The following is a 20,344-nucleotide window of genomic DNA, read 5'->3' as shown; positions in this document are numbered from 1 at the left end:
TAAAAAAAGTACCTAAAATAATATGATCATATTATTTTAGGTTTCACATTGCTCTCAAGCTAACAAAACAAAATTCCCCTATAATAAAAAATACGGTATTCCTACCGTATCCCCTAAAAAAAGAAACAGCATCTACTAGCATTTTTGAAAAAACGTTAGGTAAAAGTAAGAACATACAGTAGCTGGCTTTATTTTTAATATCATTCTTATTCCCCCTACAATCGTTCCAAAAAGATAGTAACTTTCCCCAAGAAGACTCTTACTGTCGACGTTCAAAAGCAAGACGTACAGCAAGACCTGTCAAGACGCTTGCCATAAGCCAACGTTGCACTCGCAGCCACGTTGGGCGTGTGCCAAACCATTTGGCAACTCTACTTGCTGTAAATACAATTAGGAGGTTGACTATAAAGCTAACCGTTATTTGTGTAAAGCCCAGAACTGCACCTTGTAGAAGCAACGATCCTTTCTCAGGATCTTCAAATTGAGGTAGAAGTGACACATACAAAATAGCAATCTTAGGATTCAGCAGATTCGTCATAAGTCCCATTAAAAATAATTTCCGTGGCGGCTCAATAGCAATAGTACGAGGTTCCATAATAGATGTAGCACCGGGCTTAATCGAATTCCATGCGAGCCAGAGTAAGTAAGCAGCACCTGCCCACTTAACTGCTTCATAGAGAGACGGAACAGCTAGGAAAAGGGCTGTAAGTCCGAACATTGTTGCGATTATATAAATTATGAAGCCAAGCATGATACCCAAAAGAGAAATGAATCCTGCCATACGCCCCTGCGTAATCGAGCGAGAAATGAGATAAATCATGTTAGGCCCAGGTGAACAAACCATACTAAGTGAAACAATTGCAAAAGCTAGCAAAGTGCTAAAACTGACCATGAATCTTCCACACCTTTATCTTACATAAATTTCTTATCGTCCATTTTATCATGATTGAGGAGAAAAAAGATTAATGTATGCCTATTCATATAAGGTTAACATAGCCTATTATTATCGGGGTTCACTGTATTTAGAAGACTATGAAAAGTCCTCCATTTTTTTAAACTGGGGGACTTTCTTGATCACAAGGCTTTAAAAGTAACCTATCCATAGTGATATTAAAGTTACTACTAACAGGGCAAGAAGAAATGTGATATTTCTAATCCACTTTTGTATATCATCAAAATACCGCTTTATAAATGCAACGTTGATATAAAACATGAGAAATACAACAAAGAAGGTAAAGTTACCAAATTTATCATTCAATTTTTCATTAGTAAATGTGCTTACATGAAGGAATAGTAAAGCAAAAGTTACTAAGAATAACTCAAATAGCCTTTTTTTGCTCACGCCACCACCACCCTACAGTAATTTCCTTTCGTTTTATTTTATCTGAACATAGTGTGTAGCAGACTATGAATATTATACTTATGTAAAAAAAGGCTAACAATTTAAGATTGTTAGCCTTAATCGCGCCTTTTAAAAAATAACTCAATATAACAAATGAATGATTCTTCAACTTACACTATATTCTCCTTTTATTACAAAAAACGAACCTCGAATTGTTCCAGCAAGTTTAGACTTCTGTCTAGCAAACTTAAACTTCTCTACTAACTCCGTTGGTATCTCCATTCCCTCAGAAAGCTTAAATCCAACGGCCCGCTTCTTTGGGTTATCCAACGTATACATGACGTTGACTGCAAGACCATCCTCATAGAAAACATAGGCAAATTTAATATTTTCCACTTGAAAACACGATGTTTCTAAAGGTTTTGCCGCAAACTCAATATCACGTTCTTCTTTCAAAATGCGGTTCACATAATCAAGAGTCTTCTCGCTTTCACTAGCTGGTACAACCGTAAATTCATGCTTGTATTTATTCATAAAGTAACGTGCTTCATGGGCACGTAAACCAGCAAGTGCTTCTGCTACAGGTGAAGACTCCATGCCAGCTGTAGTTACGTTTTTAAAATCAACTATATTGGACAATTCCATCTCTCCTTTTAACACTTTACTTCCTAACAACTGGAATCCATATTTCACCAAATACTAAGCCGTTTCGCTGCCCCATCTCAACTGTTGTATTTGGCCCACCAACATAGGAAAAATCTTTTACTTCTGCTAATGCTTGACCAAATGCAATACCAGTAAGCTTATTACTTAGCTCCTCAGCTGTATCGCCTTCCCCTTTAACTACTAGGTATTCTCCCCTCGGAAACTGGATAACTCTAGATTCTTCTTGTATCGTTGCCTCTGTCATGACACCAGCGTAATACATCATCTTGTTATTCACCGCTTCACTCACCGAAAAAATGTAATCATTTGTAGCTAAAGCTTTTAAAGTGTCCAACCTTCCATCTTGTTCGACAGCCAGCCAAAAGTCTGCCTTTTCCTTGTTTATGCCCGCAAAGTCTGTATAGTGGCTCTTAAGTTCAGTTCCAATACCTAACACGATAAAGCTATCTTTTTCTTCTATTGTATAATTTTTCATATTTAAAACCTTCCTCACTTTTAAATTGATCAAACGATTTATCTTTTCACTTGATGAGTTTATAATATCTTTAAATCATGTCAAAAAATGATACTGTTTAGGAGACCAACATGAAAAAAGTTGAACGGATTAATACGATCATGCGCTATATTAACAACCGCTCCCACTTTACAATTTCTGAAATCATACGAGAATTTAACATCTCACGATCGACAGCTATTAGAGACATTAGAGAAATTGAAGCCATGGGGATGCCGCTCGTCGCTGAAGTTGGCAGGGATGGAGGATATTTTGTCATGCATAACTCTATCTTGCCCGTTGTTCGCTTTACTGATAATGAGGTCAAAGCTCTTTTTATTGCCTTTATGGCCACAAGAAATCAACAACTTCCCTATCTAAAGAGTCGTCAGTCTTTAGCCGAAAAACTACTAGGACTCATCTCAGAAATCCAGCAGGATGACCTTGTTCTTTTAAATCAAATCTTGCTTTTTGAAGGGACTAACCCTCATAATCCTGACCTACTTGAGCTTTCTGACCTCCCCCATCCTATGTTAGAAAAACTCATCCAAACCCTTCTTTTAGATAGCCATTTATTGATTACAGTAAAAGAAGAGGAGGAAACCAAGTTTTATCCAATTTATCTACTGCACCTTTATCAAGAAAAAAGCCATTGGATAATTGAAGGCTTTGACATAAAAGAAGAAAAAAAGAAGATGTTTCTCGTTGATCATCTCATTAATGTCGAAACCTATACGCCGAAAAACAGATTAAGTAAGAAAAAAATTTCAGAAAAACTAAGTAAGAGGGACGAAGCAATCAACCTTGTACTTGAACTTGGTCCAAAAGCGATTACCCAGTTCAAAAAATATCATCCTATAAAAATTTCTATTTCCTATACAAATCCTTACCAATCCACAGCCATTCTAAAAACTTTTATCAATGTTAACAATCTCGATGAATTGATAGAAATAACAAATTGGCTACTTTTCCTAGGTAAAGATATCAAAATCAGGGAAGTTCCTGAAGAAGTGTTAGAAGGTTTAAAAGAGAGATTATGTTTATACTGCCCATAAGCAGTGGCCAGTTAAACCCAAAATAATATTGAGTTTGACTAGATGCCAGTTACCTCTATTTAAATACCTAGTAAAAACATTTTATTCGCTACCGCTACTTGAAACGCTCTTCTAAGAATAACGCCAACACAAAAAAAAGACATGAACTAATCTTTGTTCATGTCTTTTTATATTAGAGTTTAACCCTCATAAAACAGCTTGTTTAAAATTCGAATATGGACGTATCTTATCCATAATCTCTTTCATTCTTTTTTCATATCCCACTATTTTAGCACTTGAACTAACAATAGCGAATTAGAATAATGACTTAATACTTGCTAGGACAGTAAGTATACCTACAACAATGACAAACACATTGCTCATTTTCCCTCTGTATTTAGCCAGTACTGGTACTTTACGAATCGCATACATTGGTAATAGACATAAGATCGCAGCAACTAATGGACCGCTAAGAGCATCAATGATTCCAAGAATACTTGGATTTGCATAAGCAACATACCAGCATGTTAATACGACAAAAGTAAGAATCATTGTCTGAACTGTTTTTTCTCCTATATCTTTCCCGCGTTTTTTACCGGACTTCATAATCATGTCACGCATTACCTCATACGCTCCTACATAATGGCCAAGGAAAGACTTTGTAATAGCCACAAAAGCAATGATAGGAGCTGCAATAGTGATTACAGGCGAATTAAGCTCATTAGCAAGATATGATAGGATTGACAAGTTCTGTTCTTTTGCCATCTTAAGATCATCTGGAGTCAAACTTAAAGTACTGCTCCAAACAAAGAACATAACAACAGCGAATGTCATGATATAGCAAACTTTTTGTATTTGAGCACACTTGGCATCAGTAGCTTCTATTCCATACGTAGCTCTCTGTTTCATAACGAATGACGAAATCATAGGAGAATGATTGAACGAGAATACGATGATTGGTAGTATCATCAATATCACTCCAAAATACCCTGTTCCTGTTGAAGCAGTAGACGCACTTGAGAAACTAAGCATTGACGTATTCCACTGTGGAATTAAAGATATTGAGATAAACAGTAAAGAAGCTATGAAAGGATATACTAGCATGCTCATTATCTTTACAGTGATATCTTGACCGAAATTTAGTATAGCGATAAGACCGAGTACTAATACAAGTGATAAAATGGCCCTTGGAGGCTCCGGCATGTGCAATTGATGCACGATAAAACTACTTGCAGTATTTGTAAGTGCAACCGAATACATCAGTACGATCGTATAAATTGAGACGAAATATACTATGTTAAAAATTATACTTGCCTTATTGCCAAAATACTCTCTTATTGTGCCTGTAATCCCCTCATCAGCAGAATTGGAAGCGTATATCATTTTAGCAAGTGCCCTATGTGAGTAATACATAACAGGAAATGCAAGTATCGTAATTAACAGTAATGATAATAAACCACCTGAACCTGCATTAATCGGTAAAAAGAGTACTCCTGCTCCAATTGCTGTTCCAAAAAGGCTCAATGCCCAGGTAGTATCTTGTTTATGCCACTTTTTAGGATCTGGATATTTCTCATTTTTCACTGCAGTGTTTTCAGCTTGAAATTCTATTTTTTTTGCAGTATTCCCATTCATATAATAAATCCCCCTTGTATCCTATTCTTACGTCTCTTTTTAGGCTTAAGAATATAGACCATTCTTAAAAAATGAACCGCTTACTAGATGCGCCATATTGTAAACGATTCCACCTAAAGCTGTCTCTCTTAATGTGCGAGGCATTTATCCTCCAACCCTATACTTACCATTGATGATATTGTTTACACCAGCTAATACGATGTCCGCTGCTGCTAAACTATTTTGAAGAAATTCCCCTTCTGGTCACACACCTTTCTGTAAGTAATCGTTTCAGTCTGTCCAATTTTAAAATGTTTGATATTTTCTTCGTAGGTAATCGGTTACCTCTCGACGCCCTCATTATAACGTTTATATTTGCGAGTCTAATATTTTTTTATTTTTAGAAAGACAGAATAAACAGAATTATGAATAGATAATAAATTACAATTGGTATGTAGCAATTGTGTCTATTTTTTGAAGCTGTATTAGTTAATAGAAAAGTAAACATAATACAGAGTTCCTTTCATTAACACATTGATTATATTAGGAACTCGTTATAAAGATACTTATATTTCCCTTTGCTTTCACATCTTATCTTTGACATGAAGCTGTTGTAATAAATAATACACATTGATGTAAAGGAATAAATTTAGAAAACATAAAATTATTCTCATGAATTTTTATTACATATAACGAATTAATATTCATTTTTCAGAAAAGAAGAACTTTTCCAAAGGAGCCTACGCACCTTATATAATGGTTATCATGTTGAGCCTATTAAAAGAATTACACCATAAGTTTCCATTTACTATATGTAATATTTATTAAGTGTAGTTTTTTCTAAATATGCATAATTACATATTTAGAAAAAGAGAGTATACTTTCGAATTGTGTAGTAAAGATATAGCCCACCTACGGAAATAGGTGGGCTTTTCATGTATAAAAATTGCATTTATTATATGGCAATTAGAATTGAGGTCAAAATATTATCTCTTCCCTTTTAACTCTCTCAGTCTGCTTTTTCTCAACGTCTGAGCCTACTTACGTACCAACTGCATAACCAGTAAGAATACTAACAATTATAGCAATAACTAAGATTAATGTGATTTAAATCCATTTTCCCATATATATATTATTCCAGAAGGTTTAGTTGCCATTGTGCACCGAACTGGTGGTGTTACCCTAACTGACGTTTAAATGCTTTGCCGGCGAAGAAGTAAGCGATAACCATAATGCCCACACACCAAGCAAGTGCAATCCAAATATCGTTGCCAACAGTCCCTTCATATAAGAGGGCACGAATCGCATTCACGATTGAAGTCACAGGCTGGTTTTCAGCGAACGCACGAACAATTTCTGGCATAGTTTCGGTAGGAACAAAGGCCGAACTAATAAAGGGCAGAAAAATTAGTGGGTACGAGTAGGCTGTCGCCCCTTCCATAGACTTCGCTGTCAACCCAGGAATGATAGCCAACCATGTCAGCGCCAGCGTAAACATCCCGAGTATTCCAGCTACCGCGAGCCAATCCAGAATATTAGCACTGGAACGGAAGCCCATTAAGAGCGCAACAAGAATAACCACCACGATAGTAAGCACATTAGCAACAAGTGATGTTAATACGTGAGCCCATAATACCGACGAACGCTTGATAGGCATAGTAATGAAACGTGCCATCAGCCCGCTCTTTACATCCGTAAACAACCGTACGGAAGTGTAAGCGACACCGGATGCGATAGCCATCAGCAAGATTCCCGGCAATAAATAATTGACGTAGTTATCCGTTCCTGTCTTTATGGCGCCGCCAAATACGTAGACAAACAACAGCATCATCATAATCGGCGTAATCGCTACCGTAATAATTGTATCTGGACTGCGCATGATGTTGCGCATTAAGCGCCCTAATAATACCCCTGTTTTGCTCTTCATTTACATCTCCTCCTTTTTGCCAATAATCGCAAGGAAAATTTCTTCCAATGTCGGCTGCTTCTCGATATACTCCACTTTTGTTGGCGGGAACATCTCTTTAAGTTCTGTAAGAGTACCAGTCTTAATAATTTTTCCGCCATGCAAGATAGCGATACGGTCCGCCAGTTGTTCGGCTTCCTCGAGGTACTGGGTCGTGAGCAAGATGGTTGTGCCGCCGCCGGCAAGTTCCTTGACGGTATCCCACACTTCAATCCGCGCTTCGGGGTCAAGCCCTGTCGTCGGTTCATCGAGAAAAATGACTGCTGGCGTCCCAATCAAGCTCATGGCGATATCAAGCCGGCGCTTCATCCCACCTGAGTACTGGTCTGCCCTCTGGTTGGCTGCATCAGTCAGGCTGAATCTTGCAAGCAAATTATCAGCGACTTGAGCAGGAATAGAAACTCCACGCAAATTGGCAATCATTATCAAGTTTTCTCTCCCCGTGAGCATACCGTCTAAAGCTGCAAACTGCCCTGTCAGACTGATACTTTGACGAACATGATCCGGTTGACGCTGAACGTCAAAACCACAAATACCTACTTCGCCGCCATCTTGCTTCATCAGCGTCGAGAGGATATTGACTATCGTCGTCTTGCCCGCTCCATTTGAGCCCAGCAATGCGAAAATTTCGCCACGCTGCACTTCAAAATCTACCCCTTTTAACACTTCTTTATCTTTAAAGGATTTTTTTAATCCTTTTACAGAAATCGCTGTATTGGTCATGCTTTTTTCCTCCTTAAAAAATGTTTTGTAAAGATAGACTGCCTACACCCTCTATTTAGTATTACTGATAATCTGTATTACTTAGTACTGATTTAAAAATATAACTGAATAGCAATGGCGTCAATTCACATTTGTAACCAGCTAATCAGTCGGTATTACCTGTTGCATTTATTTTTTTCTCAATTGCTTCATGATACTTTCATTCAAATCTTCACGATACTTGGAAACATAAGTTTTAGCGTTTGCCACTAGTTCGTCAGCAAAGGATGCCACGTCCTCCCCAGTGATTTCTAGCACTTGTCTGCCTTCCGCCGCACCGGCTTCAAACAAATCGATTAGTTCATACTGTATGTGTAGCATATCCATCCCGTTACCAGCTGAGAAATTCCACATGTAGTTTTGAATTTTCTTAAACACAAACTGATAGTCCTCTGGCAGAGCTCCAACACGTGCCATCATCATTTTGTACTCTTTTTTATCACCAATTAATTTTTTGAACATTTCCAACATATTATTTTTCCTCCTTTTTTATAAAGCAGAACAAGAAACTCCCAAAATATCGGCCGAATATTTAATCTTATGAGGCTAGTTTGACTTCAAGACGTTAATTTTTGATGATACAAAATCCCATTTTCTCCAAAACAATTCAAGCTCCTGACGGCCATCCTCATTTAGTGAATAAAACTTGCGAGGCGGCCCCATGTCTGACGGTTTCTTTTCAATATTCACAAGTTTTTTCTTCTCTAATCGCACAAGGATGGTATAGACCGTTCCTTCCACGACTTCAGTAAACCCAAGCTCATTCAGGTGGCGGGTAATCTCATAGCCATAAGTTTCACGGCGGCTAATGATTTCCAGAACACATCCTTCCAGCGAACCTTTCAACATTTCAGTTAAATTTTCCATATTCTGATCCTCCTTTACCCCCTATTCTGTCTGACTTATATTCAGTATCACAGAGTACTAAGGCTAATTTTTACTGAATAGCTTTTGAGAAACCTCACTATTCAGTATTACTTATTACAACTACATTGTATGACTAAGTAGATGTAATGTCAACTCGATTTTTAAATTTTTTCTTAAATCCGCTTTTGCCTATTGGATACTGAATATATTTTTAAAAACTACGCTATTCAGTATTACTCATTACCACTACATTGTATGACTATGTAGATAGAATGTCAACTCGATTTTTAAATTTTTTCTTAAATCCGCTATTATCTATTGGATACTGCCTATTTTCTTCTTAAGAAATCTCACCACATACCTATCCAGCTAAGAAAAGGAAATACCCCAAAACAAAAATTCCACATTTTTGTTTTGGGGCGTTATAATATTCCGAAGTTAATGAATGTGGCTAGCTCTCTTTATTAAGAAGACGGATCATTTTTTTGTTCTTCTACTAATGCACCTGTGCATCTAATACATAAGCTTGCGAATACATACAAATTCTTTATAAAGTGAAACTTTAATCAGTGGGGCGTTTACGGGCAGCAGGGCTCCCCCCTAACTTCTTTGCTCCAGCTGAATTTTGAGGTGGGAGTTTTACTGCCCGCAAATAGCGGGATAAAATTTTGAAGTTGATGGATGTTGCAGATTCCCTTTATTAATAAGAAAGATTCGTTTTGTGTTCTTCTGTGGTTTTGAAATAAAGTCGTACCGTTTTGCCCCTTTGGATCTGTTTATCTAAATGGGTGTTTTTATAATAAAAAATGAAAAGAAGATCTGAATTGAAAGGCGGATTAAGGAAATGTTGAGTAGCAATAAAATTACTCAACTAAAGGTCCATTTAATTCAGTAAGAAGGAAAATTTATTAGACAAAGAGAAATATAAGTTGATTGGCAATTGCGTAAGTTAAGGAGATCATATTTATAATGAATACTACAAAAACCACAGGGTGCTTTACTATTGTTGATAATAATGAAGGCAAAATATTGTTAGTTAAACGAAATGATTATCCTATCTGGGATTTGCCTGGGGGAAGACTAGAAGAAAATGAACAGTTAGATAAGTGTGCTATAAGAGAAACTAAAGAAGAAACGGGCTATATAATTGCTATTGAGCGTAAAATAGGAGAATATCACCAACCTCAATACGATGATATGCAACATATATTTTCAGGGAAATTACTAGGGGGGGAACCAATAAATAATGGGCCTGAAACTGCAAAAATTGGGTGGTTTAATCCTAGTAGATTACCTTTGTTAATGGTTCCAAATAGACGAAAACAGATCAGTAATTTTATGAAACACAAAAATTCACTAATAAAAGAGACATTAAAGACACCATTTATGGTAAGGTTATTGAAAAAAATTATGTGAGATGGTTATTGAATTAACGGGTGCTTTAGTTGAGGAAGGCTCATTGAAACGATCAAACTTTTTTATAAAACATTTGAGCAATTAGATGAAATAAGAGCATGTTTTGATTAATCTTTTTTCAAAACATGCTCTTTCTATTTGTCTTTTATCAGTGGCATTCTCATTAATTTGATCAAACTTTATTTTAAAGCCACATCTTCTACTAACGCACCTGCGAATCTAATACATAAGTTTTCGAATACATACAAATTTTTTATAAAGCCAACTCTACATATAGGACACCCTTTTTGTTACGATAACATCATATTCATATCTTCTGCTGCAGTTGTAATCAATTTTAAACCAAATGTCTCTTGTAATACATCAAGCACACCAGGTGAAATAAATTCAGGCGCCTTTGGACCAATGCGAATATCTTGAATTCCAAGACTAAATAGCCCAAGTAAAATAGCAACCGCTTTTTGTTCAAACCATGATAAGACAATACTTACTGGCAATTCATTTACTTCACATTGAAAAGCATCTGCTAAAGCTTCCGCTATTTTCACTGTAGAAATTGAGTTATTACATTGCCCTAAGTCAATATAACGCGGAATCTCCGTACCAGGTACAACCCCATAATTCACATCATTAAAGCGGAATTTCCCGCAAGAAGTTGTCAAAATAACCGTTTCTGGCGGAAGCGACGTTGCTAATTCACGATAGTATTCCCCGCCTTTTCCTGGTGCATCACAACCTGCGATGACAAAGAAACGCTTTATTTTCCCTTCCTTTACTGCCTCAATAATTTCTGGAGCTAATGATAATACTGTATTATGATGAAACCCTGTTACTAACTGCTCATCCGACTCCATATGTACTTCGGGAAGTTCAAGCGCTTTTTGAATCAATGGTGCAAAATCATCATTTTCAATTTTTTGTACGCCCTCTAAGCCTGCAATATCATATAAAAAGAATCGATCAGAGTATGATCCTTTAATTGGCATAACACAGTTCGTTGTAGCTAATATGGCACCTGTAAATTTTTCGAAAAGGCGTCGTTGATCATACCATGCCTTACCGATGTTTCCTTTTAAATGTTTATATTTTTTCAGTTGTGGATATCCGTGTGCTGGTAGCATTTCAGAATGAGTATAAATATTAATTTCTTTTCCTTCTGTTTGCTTTAATAACTCTTCTAATGCAAATAAATTATGACCAGTAACTACAATTGCCTTACCTTCTACATGGTTCTGCGTAATTTGAACAGGCTCCGGAACACCAAAGTGATTCGTATGTGCCTCATCTAATAACTCCATTACTCGTAAAGCCGATTTCCCTACTTTCATAGCCATATCAATATGTTCTTGTTCATTAAAGTTAGAATTTGTTAATGTCATATATAGCGCTTCTTGAGTTGTAGCATCTACAAATGCATCTGTATACCCTAGCTGAGCAGCATGAGTACGATAAGCAGCAATTCCTTTTAATCCAAACACAATCGTATCTTGTAAACTTGCAATGGTTTCATTCTTACCGCAAACCCCCATCACTTTACATCCACCTGTTGGCGTTTGTTCACATTGATAACAAAACATATCATCCCACCCTCTCCCAATCATTCCTTACAAATCAAGCATAATACCCATTAGGAAAAAAGGATGTGATATGAATCACAATAATATATATAAATTTGTGACAGTTCATATTGTTGACATAATATTTTTATTGGCGCTAAAAAACGGACACCTTTGTTAATACTTTCAAATAGCTAGATGATTGATTTAGAGAACTATTAGCAACTAATAAGCATACAAAAACGCTATTCTTTCTATCATTCAACAGAAAGAATAGCGTTTTTTCATTTTGAAGAACTATCAATTTTTTGATTAAAGATTTTATAGGAAACCTCTTTATTTACAATACATTTACACCATCTTAACATTTTTTACATTATTTATATGATATATTTATATAGAAACTACTTAAGAAATTTCATGTACATCGTTATCTTTATAATCTCTTAACTGATTGATAAGAGATTATGTTACATTTTCATACCAGGGGTGAATTAGGATGACTGAAACTTTAAAGACACTTATAATGCTTGATGTTACTTACGTTGTTATAGCAATTATGACGGTACTGGTATTTGTATACTTGGAATTAAAATCTCAGTAACTTATGCAGGCATAATTGATAGCTTCGCATTTAAATATAGTTAGAAGAAAGCGAGGAGAAAATTATTTCTCCTCGCTTTTATATTCCCACAGTTTCTTATTTCAACAAATCCAATGTATGTAAAAGTAATCCTCTGTCCCCTACTTCTCCATGACCAGGCACTACTAAGTTCATATTTCCATATCGGTTCAACACATTCTCAATCGATGTGGACCATTCATTTACATATGCATCAGCAACATTCCCTAAATCTTTAGCTTCCGCAGATTTCACTAAACAGCCTCCAGCTAAAATGTTGTATTGCGGTAACCATACGACAATATTATCTTCTGTATGCCCTTTCCCTGGATAGAACGTTTCTACTTTTATATTTCCAAACTTCATATTCGTAATTGTTTGTAAGTCTCCAAGTGGCTCTTCATATCCATTTTTCTTTGCTAGTTCCGCAGTTAATGCTGTACTATGCGCTTTAATGCCTCTTTCTTTCAACGTTTTAATTCCGCCAATTCGATCAGCATGCGCATGTGTAATAATAACATCCGTTACGCGCTTCTTAAATTTCTTTTCTACCATCTCTATTAGTTCCTTCGTTAACTTATCATCCCAAGAAGAATCGACAAGTACTAACCCATTAGAAGTAGTAAGAACTAGACCACTCGAAGGAACTGCTACTCCATTAAAATAACCTAGCTCAGTATGAGCCCATACATTTTTATTTAACTGAGAAATTGAAATAGTTCCTGTCTCATTCTTTATTACTTTTTGCTCTAGCTTTTGTTCCGCTTTCACAGAAGAAATTGTGCTAACAAATTGAGTTGTTCCTAGCAAACTAACACATACCCCTAATTTTAATAATGTATTCTTTTTCATTTTCTCCACCCTTTCTTTCAAACTAAATAGTTATTACCTATATTAGACAGTTCATCTCAAATGTTTGTTCCATCTTTTTTTACATATTTTTCATACCATTAATAAAAAGCGCACAAAATTTTGTGCGCTTTTTAACTTTCCTTTTACCATTCACGTTTTTTATTAATCATCATTTTTTCTTCGAATGCCTTCTCTAAATCAATTTCTAACTTGTTTGCTAAATCACATACATTCCAAATTACATCAAACATTTCTAAACCAATCTCTCTTTTCGAATCTTGTATTTTATCACGCCTTAATATAACTTCCGCTAATTCACCTAATTCCGCCATCGCATACATCGTACGCTCTTCAATTGTTGTATCTTGAAATCCTTTTTCTTTACTGAAACTCGATACATATTGCTGGAATTCCGAAATATTCATATGTAATCTCCCTTCATCGTAAATATCTCATTTTTAATAAACTTAAAATCAAAAATGTATTTTGTTAAATTATAACATTCATACTATAATTTATTTATAGTCCATTAACGGAGGTGTTCTCAATGACTCTCTTCGCTTCTCCATCATTATTCATACTAGCAATCATTTCATTTGCATTAGCTTATTTCATCGGAGTAAAACAATACACTTGGCTCTTATCAGGATTCAATGAACGCCGTGTGTCAGATAAAGTTAAGTTATCGAAGATAGTTGGTCTTTATAATTTAACCGCTGGTGTTATCGCCACAATTGGTAGTGTCTTCACTACCCCTAATGCAAAAATCGTATTTCCTATCATTATAATTGGCCACGTTATAATAGCTGCTTATGTAAATACACGTATGGTGCAGTGAAAAAAGATCACCCAAATGGATGACCTTTTTATAACTTATCAACATATTGCTTCGCTTCTAGTATTGAAAAACCAAATGCTTCTCTTACTCTCTTAACTGCCGTAACTGTTTTTCCTTCTTCCATAAGCTGCCGCAACTCTTTATTAATTTCGGGTTCTCTATCTATAATTCCCATTTCTTTCGTAATTAGCTGTAATCTATCTTCCATCCGCTTTAAACACGCATCCGTTTTCTTTTCGATTTTATTTAATTTTTCAACGATATAAATAAGCCCAAAGACCGCTATTGGTATGATCATCCAAAATTCCATGACTATTCCTCCTCACTAGCTTTCATATGTTTTATTTAAGTAACTTATGTAAATTTTACCACAGGACACATTCAATGTATAATAGTAATATACAACACTATTGATAAAGTGAAACTTTAATCAGTGGGAGTTTTACTGCCCGTTAATGCGGGATAAAACCTTTTATTTTAGGGGGACACTTTATGAAAAGATTTTTTAAGACGTTACTACAATTTGTAGTTCTTTCAATTGCACTACATTTGTTATTTGATATCGTTGGCTGGCTTGTTTTCAATGCGCCAATTAAAAACAAACAAATCTTTATTTCCTTTATAACAGCCTCATGGCTTATGTACATGTACAGAGATAAATTTTTTAAAGCATTTACTTCGAATTAACTTAAACTAAGAAAACACTTCATCGATAAAAGATGAAGTGTTTTCCTTTTCTCTCTATTTACTACTGTATAATAAAATTAATATTCTGTCTTTAAAAGAAAGGAGTCACTATGAACTTAAAAAGTAACAATATCTATGAGAAAATGAACCAATATTCTGTTGCAGGGTTAAGCTTTGCCGTTATACGTGACGGTAAACTTGATGAAGCTACTGCTTTCGGAACACTTGAATCTGGAACAACTAGAACTGTCACTACGAATTCCATATTCAATTCTTGTTCTATTAGCAAATTCATCACTTCAATGCTTGTACTAACGTTATCAGATCAAGGAATCGTACATTTAGATGAAGACGTAAATGATAGACTCACATCTTGGAACATCCCTACCAATCTATTTACTTCACAGAAAAAAGTAACGCTGCGAAACTTATTAAGTCACCAATCTGGAATCATTGATCCTCCCAATAGTTTTGAACATTATACACTTGCACAAGAACTACCTAAAATGGATGAGCTCCTTGCTGGTAAAACATTATATTGCCCAGTACCTATAGAAGTAACTTATGCACCAGAAAGCCAATTCCACTACTCTGACGCAAATTTTTGTATTATCGAACAACTACTTGAAGATATTACTGGGAAATCGTTCAACCTTTTACTTGAAGAATTTATTTTTCAGCCACTACAAATGAAAAATAGTACACTCTTCTCTCCCGAAGACATAGATAAAACCGATGCTTTTGCTTGCGGGCATAATAAAGATGGAACTGTAACAAATGAGAAGTATCCATTTTATCCATTCGCAGCAGCTTCAGGCGTTTGGACAACACCAACTGACTTATCAACTTTAATTATTGAGATCATTCAGTCCTTACAGGGAAATAGCAAACTGAAACTTTCTCAAAAAACTGTACAAGATATGATTTCTCCTCAAGGATGCACCAAATGGACTGGGTTAGGTGTTTTTCTAGAGTATTCTAATGAAGACTTACAAATTCATTCACTTGGCTGGGGTGTTGGATTTCAATGTATGATGGTATGTAATCCATACCGAGGTAATAGCGCTGTTATTATGACGAACTCGGATTTAGGTGTTCATCAAAAGGATGGGATTATTGGTGAGATTTTAAAATTGTTATCCTTATAATTAACGAAGTAAAACAAAGAAAGAAGCTGATTCTCCCAGCTTCTTTCTTTATATAACATTTTTCACCACAATTTTAATATGTTCTGGTGCGATAATTTCCGTTATACTTTCTTGGAAATCTTCATGCAGCAGTTCTTCAATATGTTCTAACTGCACTTCGACATGTGTGCATTCTAAATTATGTATGTTTAATAGTGCATAATGATCTTTCTTCTTAATTACTAAATATTGATTTTCTTCTGTTATGAGTACAGAACCTAATCGTATTCCTAGTAGACGTTGATCATCAAACTTCACAATCTGTTCCCCTTCCCAACTGTGAATGTAATTACTATACAAAAAAGATATTTTAAGGAAATCAATCTTATATAGACTATATCATACTTTACTAAAATATAAAGTGAAACTTTAATCAGAGGGACTTTTGTCCCTCTGATTATTAGCCCTCACCAATCGAGCTTTTACGGGCAGTTGATCTCTCACCTAACTTCCTCGCATGTGCCGAATTTTGAGGTGGGGGATCTTACTGCCCGTTAATGCGGGATAAATATCATATTTTCTTTCAATAGAAATCCCCGTTTTTTTATATATTTCGATACAAAAAACTTTCTCAACAAAAAAATATAATTTTCAGTTTTTTATTTCATGAAAATCTATTATACTAAAGCTAATAAACGTTTGAAATGTTTGACCTCTCCTAATTCATGTACATATGGATGATCAGTAGCTGTTGCTACTGATCTATTTTTTGATTTCAGAAAGCAAATACACCGCATCCTTTCCTACACCACAAATAAGCGCAGAACCCCTTTGAGATTGCCACGGCAGTCCAATATAATACAATCCTCTTACTGGACTCATTCCCTTTGTATGATTAGGAAATCCATTCATATTCACTGCCTTTTCTATTTCAATCCATTTATAATCTTGAACAAAACCAGTTGACCATATAATACTTTGTGCACTATACGTGCCACCATTCTGAAACATAATATTATTTCCTGATGCACTTACCACTTTTCCCTGTAGTTTTATTGCTCCACTACGAATAAGTTCCTTACCTTCAAAACCAAAAATGGGATCCTTTCGCTTCTGAAACCATTTTCCCCTCTTGGTATTTATTTCAGCATACAATAAACCTAATTTTTCTAACCAATTAAAAATGCTTTTTCTAAAAAGATGTAACGGTAAAAATGTTAATGGATGACTGATAGACATTTTTACTTCATGAGTTTTTGCAAGTTCTACTGCGATTTGCATTCCTGAATTCCCGCCACCTACTACTAGTACTTTCCCCTTAGAAATTTGTAATGGTGATTTATATTGTGATGAATGTATTTGAAAAATATGTGATGAAAGATGTTGTGAAAATGAGGGGATGAATGGTTGCTGAAAACCACCTGATGCGATAATAACTTTTTTCGATTGTAAAATTTCTGTAGGAGTGTGTAATTCAAATATTTCTTTCTCTTTTCTTATTTTTAAAACTTGAGTCTGTAATTGTACCGGCAATTGAAAATACCTTGCATATTCTTCTAAATAAATTGCAATTTCATCTTTACATGGAAATCCACTCCCTTCTCCTTTTAATATCATACCTGGTAAACTACTATATTCCCTTGGTGTGAAGAGCTGCAAAGAATCATAGCGGTCTCTCCAAGAATCGCCAATTCGGTTTCCCGCCTCAAGTAATAAGAAACTATATCCTCCCTGCTTCAAGTAGTATCCTATTGTTAATCCAGCTTGACCAGCTCCAATAATAATTAGGTCTTTCACTCTAATCCCTCCTCCTCTTATATATGAATACATGTTCACACATTCATATGTTTCCATAACCATAACATTTTATTTTTCTATAATTCAACATCTACATAAAATAAAAAGAGGAGTTTACTATAAAGTAAAACTCCTCTTCATTCTACCTTTCCAGTCTTTAGCGCTTGTGCCCAGTCCTGCCTTTCCTGTTGAACAGCTAACCCAGCTGCTTCTTCCCAATTATAAGGAACTGAAATTTGTTCAATTATCCATTCTCCCAAATTTTTTTCTATCACTACATATTTTGCGTGCGGAGTTCCTGACTCCATTTTATGCAAAACGGGTAATTCATCTTTGTATGCAGGAAGTCCTACACTCCCTGGATTTATAATGATTTTTCCGTTCGCTAAATAAACAACTCTAGGAATATGCGTATGACCACATACTATTATTTTTTGTTCTATATTTTGGAGTTGATCCATTATATTTTTTTCACTCTTTAATACTGCACCATTCTCGTCCATCTCTTCTAATAAATACACCTCATCTGAAGTTGGCGTACCATGACAAAATAAAATATCGTCTACAATAAATTGGGAAGGATGTTGTTTTAACCAATCTATATGATTTTTTGTTAATTGATTTTGGACAAAAGTTAGTGTAGCAGACTGCTCTTGTATAGGTTCCCAAAGCATGCGATCACAATTACCCTTAATATGTATCATCTCGTTACTCATTAATATTTCAATTGCCCCTAAAGGATCTAACGGCCCATACACACTATCACCTAAATTTATTATCATTTCGACCTTACGACGTGTAATATCTTTTAATACCGATTTTAAAGCGTGACTATTCCCATGAATATCTGAAATTATCGCTATTTTCATCTAAATCCCCACTTTAATATATTATTTATATCTCTCCTATTTATAAACATCCGCAGCCAATTCCCTCAAAACTTCTACATTCACAACTTCAAAACAACCATTACTTTTCTTGATTATCTCTTTATCACAAAAGGTATTCAATGTACGTAATAAATGCCGATAACTCGTTCCTAACAATTCAGCTGTTTCCGTTAAATTCCCACTAAATACAATTCGATTCCCGTGCTGAACAGCGCGTTCTCCTGCTGCTAATATGTAACTCGCGAGTCTATTTTCAAGTGGATATAGTAAATTAATTGTACTATTTTTTGAAAGACGATTTAATTTATGGGCTAAAGAACCGCAAATACATCTTAAAAATTTCGCATCATGAAATAATTGGTTTCTCACTTTCCCTAAAGGCAAACCAACACAATAAGAATCTGCCATGACTTGTACGTTTGAAGCAATCTTTTGAGAATGGATTAACTCAACATCTCCTAGTAACTGCAAACTATCATAAAAACATAATAATACGGATTTCCCGTTACTTAACGTATTAAACGCTTTCGCTTTTCCTTCAACAAAAAAATATAAATAGTCTATCTCTTCGTTTTCTCTGCAAATGAACTCATTCTTTTTAAAAAATATAAGTTCCATATATGGTCTCATATCACTACTAAAAAATGAATCAATATTATTTTGTTTCATATACTCTGCTAATTTATTAGAATTACATACTTTCTTCATAGTCCCCCACCTTTACAACTACTCCCATTGTAATCAAAATTTTCTTCTTCCACTATGACATATGTCATAGTAATACACAATTTCAGCATGATACAGTCATTACAAACATGAAATATAAAGGGGATATTACATTGTATAACTTTCTTTCTGTCTTTATTGGTATGCTTATTGCCATTATGCTCCCATTGAATGGGATTTTATCTGAGTCGACTGGCAATTATACAGCGAGTGTTATCATTCATCTTGTCGGTTTAATAGCAGTCATTTTCGTTTTAATCATTAACAAAAATAAAATCCATTTTGATAAAGGTATTCCACTTTATTTATATAGTGCCGGAGCCATTGGAGTTTTCACAGTACTTTTTAGCAATATAAGCTTCTCCGCTCTTGGTGCTTCTATTACCATTGCATTAAGCCTACTCGGTCAATCCATTGCTTCTATTATTATTGATCATTTCGGTTTATTAGGAATGAAAGTTGCAAAGTTTGAAAAGAAAAAACTAATTGGATTATTGTTCATTTCTTCTGGAATTATAGTCATGACAATTTATTAATGGAGGCAAGAAAATGTTATATATTTGTATCGCTATTTTAACTGGTGTTTCTATCGTTGTCGCTAGAATTATTAACGCGAATTTAGCAAAGGAAATTGGCAATTGGGAAGGTACATTTTTCAATTATATTACTGGATTATTTTTCTCCGCGCTATTTTTAATTTTCAGTTCAGATTCATTTTATATTCCAATTCATACGTTGCAATCCATTCCTATCGCTGTATACTTAGGCGGATTAGTAGGCGTTATCGTCATTCCATTATCAAACTATATTACTCCTAAAATATCTGCATTTTATTTAACATTACTCATCTTTATCGGACAATTATTTGCGGGGGCTATCATTGATTTCTTCCTGTCAAACGAACTCTCAATCGGCAAAATTATCGGTGGTATTTTCGTATTAATTGGGCTTACTTACAATTTACTCGTTGATCGTCCTATAAAAACCGTGAAGCATAATCACGTTCAACTATAATACTTTACGCTTACCTATCATATATTAATAGAAAAGCTCTTCACATGAAGTAATAGAGAGGAGAATATCCTATTA

General features: G+C 35.1%; 24 protein-coding genes. 7 read left to right on the top strand and 17 right to left on the bottom strand.

Translation table 11 applies throughout. From position 1 onward, the window contains the following. Window positions 1–259: 259 nt before the first annotated feature. From ABH955_RS01380 to ABH955_RS01365, 4 genes are all read right to left on the bottom strand, one after another. Entirely contained in the window at window positions 260–892 is a 633-nt protein-coding gene (locus tag ABH955_RS01380; protein WP_002066409.1) for a LysE family translocator, read from the bottom strand. A gap of 192 nt (window positions 893–1,084) precedes the next feature. After that, the gene (locus tag ABH955_RS01375) at window positions 1,085–1,342 is read right to left on the bottom strand and encodes a DUF3963 domain-containing protein (RefSeq protein ID WP_033709324.1); all 258 of its coding nucleotides are present in this window, start codon (window positions 1,340–1,342) and stop codon (window positions 1,085–1,087) included. A 165-nt stretch (window positions 1,343–1,507) separates the two neighbouring features. Next, window positions 1,508–2,017: a phage tail protein gene (locus ABH955_RS01370; RefSeq protein ID WP_078178994.1), complete on the bottom strand. Its 510-nt coding sequence runs from the start codon at window positions 2,015–2,017 to the stop codon at window positions 1,508–1,510. After that, window positions 2,004–2,483 carry a GyrI-like domain-containing protein gene (locus ABH955_RS01365; RefSeq protein WP_002033380.1) on the bottom strand — a complete coding sequence of 160 codons (480 nt, stop codon included), beginning with the start codon at window positions 2,481–2,483 and terminating at the stop codon, window positions 2,004–2,006. Before ABH955_RS01365 ends, ABH955_RS01370 begins: the two co-directional genes overlap by 14 nt. 110 nt (window positions 2,484–2,593) lie before the next feature. On the opposite strand from ABH955_RS01365, the gene ABH955_RS01360 reads away from it, so the two are divergent. Beyond that, window positions 2,594–3,556 carry a helix-turn-helix transcriptional regulator gene (locus ABH955_RS01360; protein WP_215551947.1) on the top strand — a complete coding sequence of 321 codons (963 nt, stop codon included), beginning with the start codon at window positions 2,594–2,596 and terminating at the stop codon, window positions 3,554–3,556. Window positions 3,557–3,850: 294 nt separating this feature from the next. Here the strand turns inward: ABH955_RS01360 and ABH955_RS01355 are convergent, their stop codons facing one another. From ABH955_RS01355 to ABH955_RS01335, 5 genes are all read right to left on the bottom strand, one after another. Further along, window positions 3,851–5,170, bottom strand: a complete 1,320-nt coding sequence (locus ABH955_RS01355; RefSeq protein WP_282914951.1) for an aromatic amino acid transport family protein — start codon at window positions 5,168–5,170, stop codon at window positions 3,851–3,853. 1,156 nt (window positions 5,171–6,326) lie between these two features. Beyond that, the gene (locus ABH955_RS01350; RefSeq protein WP_404444286.1) at window positions 6,327–7,076 is read right to left on the bottom strand and encodes an ABC transporter permease; all 750 of its coding nucleotides are present in this window, start codon (window positions 7,074–7,076) and stop codon (window positions 6,327–6,329) included. Beyond that, window positions 7,077–7,838, bottom strand: a complete 762-nt coding sequence (locus ABH955_RS01345; RefSeq protein ID WP_404444283.1) for an ABC transporter ATP-binding protein — start codon at window positions 7,836–7,838, stop codon at window positions 7,077–7,079. Between the two features lie 168 nt (window positions 7,839–8,006). After that, window positions 8,007–8,348 carry a DUF1048 domain-containing protein gene (locus ABH955_RS01340; RefSeq protein WP_002014108.1) on the bottom strand — a complete coding sequence of 114 codons (342 nt, stop codon included), beginning with the start codon at window positions 8,346–8,348 and terminating at the stop codon, window positions 8,007–8,009. A gap of 75 nt (window positions 8,349–8,423) precedes the next feature. Next, window positions 8,424–8,744: a PadR family transcriptional regulator gene (locus ABH955_RS01335; protein ID WP_002128372.1), complete on the bottom strand. Its 321-nt coding sequence runs from the start codon at window positions 8,742–8,744 to the stop codon at window positions 8,424–8,426. 969 nt (window positions 8,745–9,713) lie between these two features. Between ABH955_RS01335 and ABH955_RS01330 the strand changes: the two genes are divergently transcribed. After that, window positions 9,714–10,160 (top strand): NUDIX hydrolase, encoded by a 447-nt coding sequence (locus ABH955_RS01330; RefSeq protein ID WP_404444279.1) that lies wholly within the window; start codon window positions 9,714–9,716, stop codon window positions 10,158–10,160. 290 nt (window positions 10,161–10,450) lie between these two features. Here the strand turns inward: ABH955_RS01330 and hcp are convergent, their stop codons facing one another. The 3 genes from hcp to ABH955_RS01315 form a co-directional block, all read right to left on the bottom strand. Next, window positions 10,451–11,737 (bottom strand): hydroxylamine reductase, encoded by a 1,287-nt coding sequence (gene hcp / locus ABH955_RS01325; protein WP_404444276.1) that lies wholly within the window; start codon window positions 11,735–11,737, stop codon window positions 10,451–10,453. Between the two features lie 679 nt (window positions 11,738–12,416). Continuing rightward, complete coding sequence (gene bla2, locus ABH955_RS01320; protein ID WP_404444273.1) at window positions 12,417–13,190, bottom strand: BcII family subclass B1 metallo-beta-lactamase; 774 nt, start codon at window positions 13,188–13,190, stop codon at window positions 12,417–12,419. Window positions 13,191–13,333: 143 nt separating this feature from the next. After that, on the bottom strand, window positions 13,334–13,615 hold the full coding sequence (locus ABH955_RS01315; RefSeq protein WP_219303217.1) for a MazG nucleotide pyrophosphohydrolase domain-containing protein: 282 nt from the start codon (window positions 13,613–13,615) through the stop codon (window positions 13,334–13,336). Window positions 13,616–13,737: 122 nt separating this feature from the next. Here ABH955_RS01315 and ABH955_RS01310 point away from each other — a divergent pair, with 122 nt between their 5' ends. Continuing rightward, window positions 13,738–14,028 (top strand): DUF3784 domain-containing protein, encoded by a 291-nt coding sequence (locus ABH955_RS01310; protein WP_012261330.1) that lies wholly within the window; start codon window positions 13,738–13,740, stop codon window positions 14,026–14,028. Between the two features lie 28 nt (window positions 14,029–14,056). Here the strand turns inward: ABH955_RS01310 and ABH955_RS01305 are convergent, their stop codons facing one another. After that, window positions 14,057–14,338, bottom strand: a complete 282-nt coding sequence (locus tag ABH955_RS01305; protein ID WP_404444270.1) for a hypothetical protein — start codon at window positions 14,336–14,338, stop codon at window positions 14,057–14,059. Window positions 14,339–14,520: 182 nt separating this feature from the next. On the opposite strand from ABH955_RS01305, the gene ABH955_RS01300 reads away from it, so the two are divergent. Both ABH955_RS01300 and ABH955_RS01295 read left to right on the top strand, forming a co-directional pair. Then, window positions 14,521–14,715: a hypothetical protein gene (locus ABH955_RS01300; RefSeq protein ID WP_002087600.1), complete on the top strand. Its 195-nt coding sequence runs from the start codon at window positions 14,521–14,523 to the stop codon at window positions 14,713–14,715. 110 nt (window positions 14,716–14,825) lie between these two features. Then, a complete protein-coding gene (locus ABH955_RS01295) occupies window positions 14,826–15,863 on the top strand; it encodes a serine hydrolase domain-containing protein (protein WP_404490812.1) in 1,038 nt (345 codons plus the stop codon). Window positions 15,864–15,911: 48 nt separating this feature from the next. On the opposite strand, the gene ABH955_RS01290 is transcribed toward ABH955_RS01295, so the two are convergent. The 4 genes from ABH955_RS01290 to yeiL form a co-directional block, all read right to left on the bottom strand. Next, window positions 15,912–16,160, bottom strand: a complete 249-nt coding sequence (locus tag ABH955_RS01290) for a hypothetical protein (protein WP_002087603.1) — start codon at window positions 16,158–16,160, stop codon at window positions 15,912–15,914. A 444-nt stretch (window positions 16,161–16,604) separates the two neighbouring features. Next, window positions 16,605–17,639, bottom strand: a complete 1,035-nt coding sequence (locus ABH955_RS01285) for a flavin-containing monooxygenase (protein WP_404490811.1) — start codon at window positions 17,637–17,639, stop codon at window positions 16,605–16,607. A 137-nt stretch (window positions 17,640–17,776) separates the two neighbouring features. Then, the gene (locus tag ABH955_RS01280; RefSeq protein WP_404456704.1) at window positions 17,777–18,508 is read right to left on the bottom strand and encodes a metallophosphoesterase family protein; all 732 of its coding nucleotides are present in this window, start codon (window positions 18,506–18,508) and stop codon (window positions 17,777–17,779) included. A 36-nt stretch (window positions 18,509–18,544) separates the two neighbouring features. Further along, window positions 18,545–19,237 (bottom strand): transcriptional regulator YeiL, encoded by a 693-nt coding sequence (gene yeiL, locus ABH955_RS01275; protein WP_404444258.1) that lies wholly within the window; start codon window positions 19,235–19,237, stop codon window positions 18,545–18,547. Window positions 19,238–19,344: 107 nt separating this feature from the next. Between yeiL and ABH955_RS01270 the strand changes: the two genes are divergently transcribed. Further along, on the top strand, window positions 19,345–19,791 hold the full coding sequence (locus ABH955_RS01270; RefSeq protein ID WP_404444255.1) for a DMT family transporter: 447 nt from the start codon (window positions 19,345–19,347) through the stop codon (window positions 19,789–19,791). Between the two features lie 13 nt (window positions 19,792–19,804). Continuing rightward, window positions 19,805–20,269, top strand: a complete 465-nt coding sequence (locus ABH955_RS01265) for a DMT family transporter (protein WP_404444252.1) — start codon at window positions 19,805–19,807, stop codon at window positions 20,267–20,269. Window positions 20,270–20,344: the final 75 nt, after the last annotated feature.

The organism is Bacillus sp. RC240, assembly GCF_044907945.1.
GTDB lineage: Bacteria > Bacillota > Bacilli > Bacillales > Bacillaceae_G > Bacillus_A > Bacillus_A mycoides.
The sequence above is the reverse complement of the archived record's forward strand: the minus strand, read 5'-3'. Positions and strand labels throughout refer to the sequence as shown.